The organism is Rathayibacter sp. AY1H3, assembly GCF_002932015.1.
In genome coordinates this window covers 44,669-54,942 of record NZ_PSUU01000025.1, presented here as the reverse complement: position 1 = coordinate 54,942, position 10,274 = coordinate 44,669, and the positions used below count along the sequence as shown (strand labels likewise).

The window sequence follows — 10,274 nt, the reverse complement described above, 5'->3', positions numbered from 1 at the left end:
GCGCCGCCGGTCCGGGCCGTCCAGTCCCCACGCGACGACCCGCGTGTCCAGGGCGTTCCAGCACTCCGGAGGCTGGACCCGCGTCCCCGGCGGCGGCGCGGAGGGCGGGGAGGAGGGTCGGTGTCATGATCGTCCTTGGTCGAGCCGACGGCCAGCGGCCGGCTTTTGTCCGACATAACCTGCGTGTGTCCCGATCATGCCCGAAGATCGGCCGGGACGCGACTCCGGCGATGGCAGGATGACCGCATGCCCGCGCCGACGCCCTCGCTGCACCACTCGGTGCTGGACGAGCTCGGCTCGCAGATCGTGCGCGGCGAGCTCGCGCCGGGCACCACCTTCAGCGCCGACGAGCGTGCGGAACGGCGCGGGGTCTCCCGCTCGGTGATGCGGGAGGCGGTGCGCGTCCTCGAGACGCTCGGGCTCGTGACGTCCCGCCGCCGCGCGGGGACGCGGGTCCAGCCTCCGGAGTGCTGGAACGCCCTGGACACGCGGGTCGTCGCGTGGGGACTGGACGGCCCGGACCGGCGGCGCCAGCTGCACCAGCTCAGCGAGCTCCGACTCGGGGTGGAGCCGCTCGCCGCCCGGCTCGCCGCGGCGAACGCGACCGAGGAGCAGCGGCGGGCGCTCACGGAGGCGGGCGACGCCCTCTCCACCCACTCCCGTGCAGCCGACCAGTCCGCCTACCTCGCCGCCGACACCGCCTTCCACCGCTCCCTCCTGGCCGCGTCCGGCAACCTGATGCTCGCGCAGCTGGGCGATCTGGTCGCCGAGGTCCTCGCCGGCCGCACCCGCAACGCGCTCATGCCGCGCGAGGCCGACTCCACCGCGGTGCGGCTGCACCGGGCGGTGGCCGCCGCCGTCGCCTCGGGCGACGCGGACGCTGCGGAGGCCGCGATGCGGGCGATCGTCGAGGAGTCGGACCGGGCGGTCCAGGAGAGCTGACGGGGTTGCACGCCCGCAGCGCCGCGCGCACAGTGGAGCGCATGGTCGAGGGATACACGTCCGCGCAGGTGCGGGCCGCCGAGGCTCCGCACCTGGCCCGGCGGGAGCCGCTGATGCAGCGCGCCGCCGACGGCCTCGCCCGCGAGCTTCGCCTCTTGCTCGCCGGGCGCTCCGACCGCTCCCGTCCGGGCTCGGTGCTCGTCCTGGTCGGTCCGGGCGACAACGGCGGTGACGCGCTCTACGCGGCCGCCGAGCTCTCCTCCTCCGGAACCGACGTCGTCCTCGTCCTCACGGCCGAGCGGGTGCACCGCCGGGGCCTCGCCGTGGCGCTCGACGAGGGCTGCGGGCAGGTGCCGGCCGACGACGCGCCCGGCCTCGCCGCGGCGGTGGCGCGGGCGGATGTCCTGGTCGACGGGATCCTCGGCATCGGAGCGACGGAGCCCGCGCTGCGGGGGCGGCCGCGCGTCGTCGTCGAGGCGGTGCTCGACGCGCTGGAGCGGCGGGCCGAGCGCCCGGTGGTCGTCGCGGTCGACCTGCCGAGCGGAATCCATCCCGACGACGGGTCGGTCCCCGATCCCACCGTGCTGCGCGCCGATGTGACGGTCGCCTTCGGCGCGATCAAGGCCGGTCTGCTGCTGCCTCCGGGCGACTCCTACGCGGGCCGTCTGCGCCTGGTCGACATCGGCCTCGGCCCGGACCTGGCCGGAGTGGAGCCCGCGGTCCGCGAGTGAGCGAGCGGCTCAGGAGGGAGCGAGGAGGTGCGCCTTCTCGGGGTGCTGCTCGAACCACTGCCCGACGTACCAGCACATCGGCACGACGCTCCGCCCGCCGGCGGCCTCGATGTCGTCGACGGCGAAGGAGACGAGCTCCCCTGCGAGCCCGCGGCCGCGGAAGGGCGGGGTCGTGAAGGAGCGGACGAGGGAGACGCTGCCGGGCGCCTCGCGGTAGTCGAGGACGCCCACCAGGGCGCCGTCGAGGTGGAGCTCGTAGCGCGACGCGTCGTCCGCCCGGCGGAAGTCCTTGGCCATGCCTCCAGAGTAGGACGGCCCGGACGGATCAGGTCTCGTCGCCGAGCATCTCGCCGTCGACGTAGAGCCAGCGACCGTCCTCGCGCAGGAAGCGGCTGCGCTCGTGCACGAGGCCGGGGCCGGCGGGCGAGCGGTAGGAGGCGCGGAACTCGACCAGGCCCTCCTCGTCGCCCTCCCCGCCGAACGAGGTGTCGACGATCTGGAGCCGGCGCCACTGGACGTCGGGATCGAGGTCGATGCGGCGCGGCCGGGTCGAGGGGTGCCAGCTCCCGAGCAGGTAGGGGGCGCTGCCGAGGACGTTCGCGCTGTAGCGGCTGCGCATCAGGCGCTCCGCCGTCGGCGAGGGCTCCTCGCCGAGGTGGGCGGGGCGGCAGCAGTCGGCGTAGTGGCGGCGGCTTCCGCAGGGGCAGGAGTCGGCGGGATGCATCCGGCCAGTGTGGCAGGCGATGCGGCGCCCCCGGCCCGCCGAGGCTCCGGCGAGCGCCGCGACTCCCCGGACCGTCCAGGTGTGCATCCCCTCCACATCCGCTCCGCCGCCTTGAGGGTGCCGCTGGATCCCGGCAACGTGGCCCCCTCATCGACCACGGACGGAAGGAACGACCCGATGCTCACCCTCACCGACAACGCCAGCACCGTCGTCAAGACCATCACCGGGCAGACCGAGACCCCTGTCGAGGGAGGCCTGCGCATCAGCGGCACCGATCTCGACGCCCGCAACTTCGCTGTCGCGGTCGCCGCGGCCCCCGAGACGACGGACGCCGTCGTGGAGCAGGACGGAGCGCGCGTGTTCCTCGACGTCGCCGCCTCCGTCGCTCTCGGCGACAAGGTCCTCGACGCGCAGGTGGACGAGGGCGGCTCCGTCAGCTTCGGGATCGCTCCGCAGGGCTGACCCCGTCGACCCGGAGGCCGCCCCCACCGCAGTGCGGGAGGGCGGCCTCCGTCGTCCCCGGGATCAGGAGAGGATGTCGCGAGTGGTGAAGCGGCCGATCGCGAGCGACCCGAACACGGCGACATAGGCGAGCTGGAGCAGCGCGTTCTCGCCGAAGGAGCTCCACGCGATCGGGTCGCGCAGGAGGTCGGCGAAGTCGAACCACCGGTCCGTCAGCAGGAACGGGTGGAGGGCGTCCAGCTGCGAGAGCGAGCCGACGATCTGCGCCGCGATGGAGACGACGACGGTGGCCGCCATGGCGCCGACCGGTACATCGGTCAGCGTCGAGATGAAGAGGCCGATCGCCGAGAGCCCGACCAGCGAGAGCGCCGCGTACACGGCGATCGCCAGGGCCCGGCCGATCGCGTCGGCGAGCGGGACGGTGCTGCCGGAGAGCAGCGTCACCGGTCCCGCCGGGAAGAGCGCCAGGCCGATCAGGATCCCGACCACCATGACGGTGAGTGCTGCGGCGAGGCAGAAGGCGAGGGAGGCGGCGAACTTCACCGCGAGCAGCCGCACGCGGCCGACGGGGCTGACCAGCAGGTAGCGCAGCGTCCCGAGCGAGGCCTCGCCCGCGATCGCGTCGCCGGCGACGACCCCGACCGTGAGCGGGAGGAACAGCGGGACGGCGACCGTGATGGCCGCGAAGCCGGTGAAGAGGCCGTTGCCGGCGATCGCTCCCACGAAGGACGGCCCGCCTCCGTCGCCGCCCGAGAGCCGCACCGCGACGGCGAGCAGGATCGGGATGGCGGCCAGGGCCGCGAGCAGCGCCCAGGTGCGGCGCCGGCGGAAGAGCAGGGCGAGCTCGGAGGCGAGCAGGGACCCGATCCCCGCGCGGCGGACGGTCGCGTCAGCGCTCGACATCGAAACCCTCCCCGGTCAGCTCGACGAAGCGCTCCTCGAGCGAGGGGCGGCGGACGGCGAACCCGCGGACGCGGACGTCGGCCCGCACGAGGTCGGCGACCAGCGTCTCGGCCTCGAGCCCGGGCGGCAGTGCGGCGACGACCAGCGGCGGATCGGCGGGGTGCGGGCCCGGCGCGGTGCGCGGCTCCAGACCCCGGGTGTGCAGGGCCACGATCGCGCGCTCGCGGTCGGGCGTCAGCAGCTCGACCGAGGCGGCGTCCCCGCGCAGCTCGTCCAGCCCGCCCTGGGCGACGAGGCGCCCTGTGCGCATGACGGCGGCGTGGGTGCAGAGCTGCTCGATCTCGGCGAGGAGGTGGCTGGAGACGAGGACGGTCGTGCCGTCCTGGTTCAGTCCGTGCACGAGAGCGCGGACCTCGCGCGTGCCCTGCGGGTCGAGGCCGTTCGTGGGCTCGTCCAGCACGATCAGGTCGCGCGGCGAGAGCAGGGCGACCGCGATGCCGAGCCGCTGCTTCATGCCCAGGGAGTAGGAGCCGACCTTCTTGCGCGCCGCGGCCGAGAGACCGACGCGGGCGAGGGCCTCCTTCGCACGGGTGTCGCGGGTGCGGGACGAGGTGCCCGCCTCCGCGGCGTCGAAGCGCCGGAGGTTGGCCGCTCCGGAGAGGAACGGGTAGAAGCCCGGCCCCTCGACCAGCGCCCCCACTCGGGGCAGGACCTCGGCCGCGCGCCGGGGCATGGCCTGCCCGAGGACGGTGATGCTGCCCGCGGTCGGCGCGGCGAGGGCGAGCAGCATCCGGATCGTCGTGGTCTTGCCCGAGCCGTTCGGGCCGAGGAAGCCGAAGACGGCGCCGCGGGGAACGGCGAGGTCGAGACCGGAGACCGCCTCCTGGCGCCCGAAGCGCTTGGTGAGGCCCCGCGTCTCGACTGCGAGCTCGCCCGCCGTCACCGAGCGGAGGCCGCGTCGCGGAGCGTCTCGGCCGGGACCGCTCCGGCGAGGACGCGTCCGTCGTCGGTGACGAGGACGGTCAGCAGGGCGGAGGAGAGGATGCGGCCGCCGTCGACCGGCGTGGTGACAGCGTCGAGCGAGGAGAGCGCGTCGGCGTCACCGGCGGGCAGCTCGACGACGCTCGTCCAGCCGGAGCCCGTGGTGACGACGTCGGAGTGCTCGGCCGTGCCCGCGGCGGGCGCGTCGGAGGCGTCCGCCGCGTCGTCGACCGGAGCGGCCTGCTCCGTCACCTCGGCGCCGGCCGGGGGCGTGAAGGAGAAGAGGGACGCGTCGGGTGTCGAGAAGTCGATGCTCGTGTACGCGACGCTGAACGAGGGCGCGGTGCCCCCGCGGGCGGTCACGGCTACCCCGAGCGGGAGGCCCGTCTCGCCGTCGACCGAGACGGTCACGGAGCCCACGAGGGTGCCGCCGTCGCGGGGCGTGAGCACGAGCTCGTACGCGTCGCGCCCGGCGACGCTGACGTCCGAGCCGACCGCGACCGTGGTCGTCGGGTCGATCGCGGCGAGCAGCTGCTCGGCGGCGGACGACGGCGTGACGACCTGATCGCCCGGCGAGGCCTCGGGGGCTCCGCCCGCGGGAGGCACGAGGTGGGTGGCGGTGTTCGCGCTCGAGTCGTAGATCCAGACTCCGTCGGTCGTCGAGGCGATGACGTCGCGCTCGGCCAGCCGGTCGAGCACCTGGAGGCGCGCGCCCTTCTCGGCGTCGACGTACACGCGCGCCTGGTGCGAGCCCGTGGCGAGCTCGACGAGGGAGTCGGCGGGGTCGGCGGACGCCGAGCCGGCCGAGCCGCCGAGCGCCGAGAGGTCGGGCAGGCCGAGGTCCGAGGTCTGCCGGATCTCGCCGGAGAACGCCGTGGTGTCGCTCTCGGCGACGAAGGCGAGGAGGTCGGCGGTGGACTTCTCGGGGAGGTCTCCCGCGGCGCTCGCCGAGAGGGGGAGGGCGACGGCCGCGGCGACGACGACCGCGGGGACGACGGCGACGGGCGTCCAGCGCTTCCAGTCAATGCTCATGCCGGGAACGCTACGCCTCGAACCTCCGCGGCGGGCCCGGAACGTCCCGGTCCACAGCCTTCCGGAAGGGGGTGCGGCCGGGGATCGCGGCCGGGATGATCAGGGCATGGACCTCCCGTTCGCGCTCCCCGTCGCCCCGATGCTCGCCAAGGCCGTTCCTGCGGTGCCGGAGCAGACCGCCATCGCGGGCGGATACTCCTACGAGCCGAAGTGGGACGGGTTCCGCGCGATCGTCTCGGTCTCCGGCGGCGAGTGCGAGATCGGGAGCCGCGGCTCCAAGCCGCTGACCCGGTACTTCCCCGAGCTCGTCGAGGCCTTCCTCCGGCTGCTCCCCGACGGCTGCGTGCTCGACGGCGAGATCGTCCTGGCGACCGGCGAGCCGGGTGCCCAGCGGCTCGACTGGGACCTGCTCTCGCAGCGCATCCATCCGGCCGCGAGCCGCGTGAGGATGCTGGCGGAGACCACCCCGGCGATGCTCGTCGCCTTCGACCTGCTCGCCGTGGACGGGCGTAGCATGCTCGAGGAGCCGTACTCGGCGCGGCGGGAGGCGCTCGCCGCGGTGATGGCCGGCGTCCCGCATCCGCTGCACCTCGGCCGCGCCACCGACGACGAGGTTCTGGCGCGCGACTGGCTGGAGCGCTTCGAGGGCGCAGGACTGGACGGCGTCGTGGCGAAGCCCCTGGCCGCGCCCTACTCCCCCGGGAAGCGCGCCGTGCTCAAGGTCAAGCACCACCGCACGGCCGACGTGATCGCGATCGGGTACCGCGAGCACGCCTCCAAGCCGGGCGTGGGCTCGATCCTGCTCGGCCTGCACGGCGACGACGGCGAGGTCCGCCAGGTCGGCGGGGCCTCGGCCTTCAGCGACGAGCGTCGCGTGCAGCTCCTGGAGGAGCTCGCACCCGCGGTCGAGCGCGACGCGGAGGGAGCACCGGTGCGCGGCGAGGGCGAGCGGAGCCGGTTCTCGAGCGGCCGCGACACCTCCTTCGTGCGTCTGCGTCCCGAGCTCGTGCTCGAGGTCCGCTACGACCAGCGCGAGGGCGACCGCTTCCGGCACACCGTGCAGTTCGAGCGCTGGCGCCCGGACCGCGACGCCGCCTCCTGCACCATGGAGCAGCTGGAGCAGCCGACCGCGTACGACCTCGGCGACGTCCTCGGCTAGGCCTTCTTCGCGCGGCTGGGCTGCACGCGGGGCGGCTCGCCCGGCATCTTGGGGAAGTCGGGCGGGAACGGCAGCTCGCCGAGGCCGGCGGCGACATCGCGCTCCCACCAGCCGAGCAGGGCGTCGAGGTGACCGGGGGCGTCGTGCATCCGGGCCCACGGATCACCGCGCTCGGCGAGGCGCGCCGGGACCGTGCGGATCGTGAAGGCCCGCGGGTCGACGCCGTCGAGCTCGTCCCAGTCCAGCGGAGTGGAGACGGGAGCGTGCGCGAGCGGCCGCGGGCTGTAGGCACCGGCGATCGTCCGGTCGCGGTTGGCCTGGTTGAAGTCGACGAAGATCCGCTCGCCGCGCTCCTCCTTCCACCACGCCGTCGTGACCTGCTCGGGCATCCGCCGCTCCAGCTCGCGCGCCGCGGCGATCACCGCGTGGCGGACGTCGAGGAACTCGTGCTCGGCGACGATCGGCGCGAAGACGTGCAGGCCGCGGTTGCCGGACGTCTTCACGAACGGGTCGAGGCCGGCCTGCCGCAGGACCTCCCGCAGCGCGTGCGCGGCGACGACCGCGTCGGCGACGTCGGTGCCGGGCTGCGGGTCGAGGTCGATCCGGAGCTGGTCGGGCAGGTCGGGCGCATCGGCGCGGGACGCCCACGGGTGGAAGACGACGGTGTTCATCTGCGCCGCCCAGACGGCGGCCGCGGGCTCGTCGATCACGAGCTGCGGATGCACCCGCCCGCTCGGGTACGTCACCGGGACGGACCGGACGTACTCGGGCGTGCCCTTGGGCGGGTTCTTCGAGAAGAACTGCTCGCCCTCGATCCCGGAGGAGAAGCGCTGCAGCGAGACGGGGCGGCCGCCGTTCGCCGCGACGAACGGCTCGCCGACGGCGATCAGGTACTCCGCGACCTCGCGCTTGGTGATGCCCGGCTCCGGGAAGAGCACGCGCTCGGGGCTCGAGATCCGCACCTCCCGGTCGCCGTGCGGTCCGGGGACGGTGAGGACGACGGCGTCGCTGCTGGGCATCTGCTGAGGCTAGCCCGCGGCGCCGCCCGGCGACAGGGGTCCGCCGGGGCGCCGCCGCAGCCGGATCGGGCCCTTCGCCCGCGAGGGGTCGACGACCTGTCCGCCCTGCACGATGTCGATCTCGCCCCGGTCGACCAGGCGGCGCGCGGCCCGGCGGACGGGCTCCATCAGCGGCCGCCACTCCTCGCCGCCGACCCGGCGCGCGACCTCGGACGGGCACGCCGTCGACGACGCCGCTCGCGCGAGCAGGACGGTGCGGATCTCCTCCTCGAGGCGCGCCTCCTCCGGTCCGACTCCGCGACGGCGGCAGGCGTCCGAGCAGTAGCGGACGTCCTCCCAATCCCGTGCCCACTTCGCGCGCCACTCGATCTCGCGACCGCAGGAGGCGCAGGTCTTGCTCTCGGGGTGCGCGGTGGACGTGCGCTGACGGTGGGCCATGCCCTCGAGTCTGCGCGCAGACCGCGGCCGCGGCGACGGGTTGCGCTGAGGGCGAGCGACGGGTGCGCGGGCTCCGGCGCCGAGGACGGGCACCCGATGCGGCGTGATCGGGAACAGGGAGCGGCGGATCGGCGTTCCCCGAGGTGGCGGCGTCATACTCCGCAATAGGGCGGCCCTCCCCCGGTCGGTGCGCCAGTCTGGAGGAGCCGTGCTGCGGCGCGACGGCGGGCCACCACCCCGTGCCGCACCCTCGATCGATCAGGAGTCTCCGATGAGCCGCGAGAACCTCGCCACCACCCCGGACCGCGAGCCGGAGCACCGCGCCTTCGCCGGACTCTCCCCGGAGGACTTCAAGCTCGCGTTCCGCAACCACGCCGCCGGAGTCGCGCTGATCACCGCGGACCCGGGCACCGGCCCGGTCGCCCTGACCGCGACCTCCGTCTTCTCGGTGAGCGCCGAGCCGCCGCTGTTCGTCTTCTCGCTCTCGTCCGCCTCGTCCAGCTCTCCGGCCATCCAGGCGTCCGAGACGCTGGTCGTGCACCTGCTCGGGGCGGAGCAGCTCGACCTGGCGCGTCTGGGCTCGACCAGCGGCATCGACCGCTTCGCCGACACGTCGCTCTGGTCGCGGCTGCCCACGGGCGAGCCGTTCTTCCCGGGCGCCGCCGCCTGGATCCGCGGCACGGTGATCAACCGCATGGAGGCGGGATCGTCCACGATCGTCGCCGTGCACGCCCTCGAGGCCCACGTGCCCGAGGACTCCGAGACCACGGCGCCGCTCGTCTACCACAACCGCACCTGGCACCACCTCGGCGAGCACTCGCGCCTGAGCTGAGCTCCGCGCGCGATCCGAAGAAGGCGCTTCAGGCCTCCGACCCGGTCGCCACCGTCCGGCCCGGCGTGCTCGACCACTGCGACCAGGAGCCCGGGTAGAGCGCCGGCGCGAAGCCCGCGAGAGTGAGCGCGACGACGTCGACCGCGGCCGAGACGCCGCTGCCGCAGTACACGCCGACGGGGGCGTGCTCCCGCACGCCGAGCGCCTCGAATCCGGCGCGCAGGTCGGAGGCGGGCCGGAACCGCCCCTCGGAGTCGAGCGCCGCGGACGCGGGAGCGTTCCGAGCGCCGGGGATGTGGCCCGCCCGCGGGTCGATCGGCTCGACCTCGCCGCGGTACCGCTCAGGGGCGCGGGCGTCGAGCAGGACGCCCGCCGAGGGCAGCGCCGCCGCCTCGTCGATGTCCAGCACCGGGAGCCGACCGTAGGCCAGCTCGACGTCGCCCCGCTCGCGCGGGACGTCGCCCGTCTCGAGCTCCCGCCCCGAGCGGATCCAGCCGGCGAGCGACCCGTCGAGCAGGCGGACGTCCTCCACTCCCGTCGCCCGCAGCAGCCACCAGGCCCGCGCGGCCGGGACGCTACGCGCGTCGTCGTACACGACGACGGACCGGCCCCGGCGGAGCCCCCAGCCGCGCGCCGCCTCCTGCAGCACCTCGATCGGAGGCAGCGGGTGGCGCCCCTCCTCCGGCTCGCCGTGGGCGGCCAGCTCGTGATCGAGGTCGACGTGCACCGCGCCGGGCAGGTGACCCGCGAGGTACTCCGGGCGGCCGTCGGGCCGGTCGAGGCGCCAGCGCACGTCGAGGACGAGCGGCGGCTCGGTGGAGGCCATGAGCTCGGCGAGCTCGTCGGGGGTGACCAGCAGGCTCTCGCGGCTGGAGGGGGTCGTCGGGGTCATGGCGTCCTTCCGATCCGCGTCGTCGGCGGAGTCCTGCCCCAGCATGCCGGGTCGCCCGGCGGCGCGGGAGCTCGGGCGGCAGCGGAGCATCAGTGCGCAAGGCGCCTTGTCGATGGTCGTTTGCCGGAGAGCCTCTCGCGCAGGCGGGTCGTGTTCACC

At 74.8% G+C, this 10,274-nt stretch carries 13 protein-coding genes; 5 read left to right on the top strand and 8 right to left on the bottom strand.

Translation table 11 applies throughout. The features are described 5' to 3' along the window. The first annotated feature begins 246 nt into the window (after window positions 1–246). Together C5C33_RS11175 and C5C33_RS11170 are read left to right on the top strand one after the other, a co-directional pair. Window positions 247–942, top strand: a complete 696-nt coding sequence (locus C5C33_RS11175; protein ID WP_104233364.1) for a FadR/GntR family transcriptional regulator — start codon at window positions 247–249, stop codon at window positions 940–942. 41 nt (window positions 943–983) lie between these two features. Next, a complete protein-coding gene (locus C5C33_RS11170; protein ID WP_104261137.1) occupies window positions 984–1,673 on the top strand; it encodes an NAD(P)H-hydrate epimerase in 690 nt (229 codons plus the stop codon). Between the two features lie 9 nt (window positions 1,674–1,682). On the opposite strand, the gene C5C33_RS11165 is transcribed toward C5C33_RS11170, so the two are convergent. Together C5C33_RS11165 and C5C33_RS11160 are read right to left on the bottom strand one after the other, a co-directional pair. After that, complete coding sequence (locus C5C33_RS11165; protein ID WP_104222554.1) at window positions 1,683–1,970, bottom strand: GNAT family N-acetyltransferase; 288 nt, start codon at window positions 1,968–1,970, stop codon at window positions 1,683–1,685. A gap of 28 nt (window positions 1,971–1,998) precedes the next feature. After that, a complete protein-coding gene (locus tag C5C33_RS11160) occupies window positions 1,999–2,397 on the bottom strand; it encodes a YchJ family protein (RefSeq protein ID WP_104261143.1) in 399 nt (132 codons plus the stop codon). Window positions 2,398–2,574: 177 nt separating this feature from the next. Between C5C33_RS11160 and C5C33_RS11155 the strand changes: the two genes are divergently transcribed. Continuing rightward, entirely contained in the window at window positions 2,575–2,859 is a 285-nt protein-coding gene (locus tag C5C33_RS11155; protein WP_104225397.1) for a hypothetical protein, read from the top strand. 63 nt (window positions 2,860–2,922) lie between these two features. Here C5C33_RS11155 and C5C33_RS11150 read toward each other — a convergent pair whose 3' ends face one another. From C5C33_RS11150 to C5C33_RS11140, 3 genes are read right to left on the bottom strand one after another with little or no spacing between them, the layout of a single operon-like run. Continuing rightward, a complete protein-coding gene (locus tag C5C33_RS11150; RefSeq protein ID WP_104255477.1) occupies window positions 2,923–3,762 on the bottom strand; it encodes an ABC transporter permease in 840 nt (279 codons plus the stop codon). Beyond that, window positions 3,749–4,705 carry an ABC transporter ATP-binding protein gene (locus tag C5C33_RS11145; RefSeq protein ID WP_104261136.1) on the bottom strand — a complete coding sequence of 319 codons (957 nt, stop codon included), beginning with the start codon at window positions 4,703–4,705 and terminating at the stop codon, window positions 3,749–3,751. Before C5C33_RS11145 ends, C5C33_RS11150 begins: the two co-directional genes overlap by 14 nt. Next, window positions 4,702–5,775 carry a DUF2092 domain-containing protein gene (locus tag C5C33_RS11140; RefSeq protein WP_104261135.1) on the bottom strand — a complete coding sequence of 358 codons (1,074 nt, stop codon included), beginning with the start codon at window positions 5,773–5,775 and terminating at the stop codon, window positions 4,702–4,704. Before C5C33_RS11140 ends, C5C33_RS11145 begins: the two co-directional genes overlap by 4 nt. 106 nt (window positions 5,776–5,881) lie before the next feature. Here C5C33_RS11140 and C5C33_RS11135 point away from each other — a divergent pair, with 106 nt between their 5' ends. Further along, window positions 5,882–6,934 carry an ATP-dependent DNA ligase gene (locus tag C5C33_RS11135; RefSeq protein WP_104261134.1) on the top strand — a complete coding sequence of 351 codons (1,053 nt, stop codon included), beginning with the start codon at window positions 5,882–5,884 and terminating at the stop codon, window positions 6,932–6,934. Here the strand turns inward: C5C33_RS11135 and ligD are convergent. Continuing rightward, complete coding sequence (gene ligD, locus C5C33_RS11130; RefSeq protein WP_181136236.1) at window positions 6,931–7,953, bottom strand: non-homologous end-joining DNA ligase; 1,023 nt, start codon at window positions 7,951–7,953, stop codon at window positions 6,931–6,933. The two genes, C5C33_RS11135 and ligD, sit on opposite strands and share 4 nt — an antisense overlap. Window positions 7,954–7,962: 9 nt before the next feature. After that, window positions 7,963–8,391: a DUF2256 and DUF3253 domain-containing protein gene (locus C5C33_RS11125; protein WP_104233370.1), complete on the bottom strand. Its 429-nt coding sequence runs from the start codon at window positions 8,389–8,391 to the stop codon at window positions 7,963–7,965. Between the two features lie 271 nt (window positions 8,392–8,662). Here C5C33_RS11125 and C5C33_RS11120 point away from each other — a divergent pair, with 271 nt between their 5' ends. Continuing rightward, window positions 8,663–9,223, top strand: coding sequence for a flavin reductase family protein (locus C5C33_RS11120; protein ID WP_104222547.1), 561 nt, complete (start codon window positions 8,663–8,665; stop codon window positions 9,221–9,223). 28 nt (window positions 9,224–9,251) lie between these two features. Here C5C33_RS11120 and C5C33_RS11115 read toward each other — a convergent pair whose 3' ends face one another. Further along, window positions 9,252–10,115 carry a sulfurtransferase gene (locus tag C5C33_RS11115; RefSeq protein ID WP_104261141.1) on the bottom strand — a complete coding sequence of 288 codons (864 nt, stop codon included), beginning with the start codon at window positions 10,113–10,115 and terminating at the stop codon, window positions 9,252–9,254. Window positions 10,116–10,274: the final 159 nt, after the last annotated feature.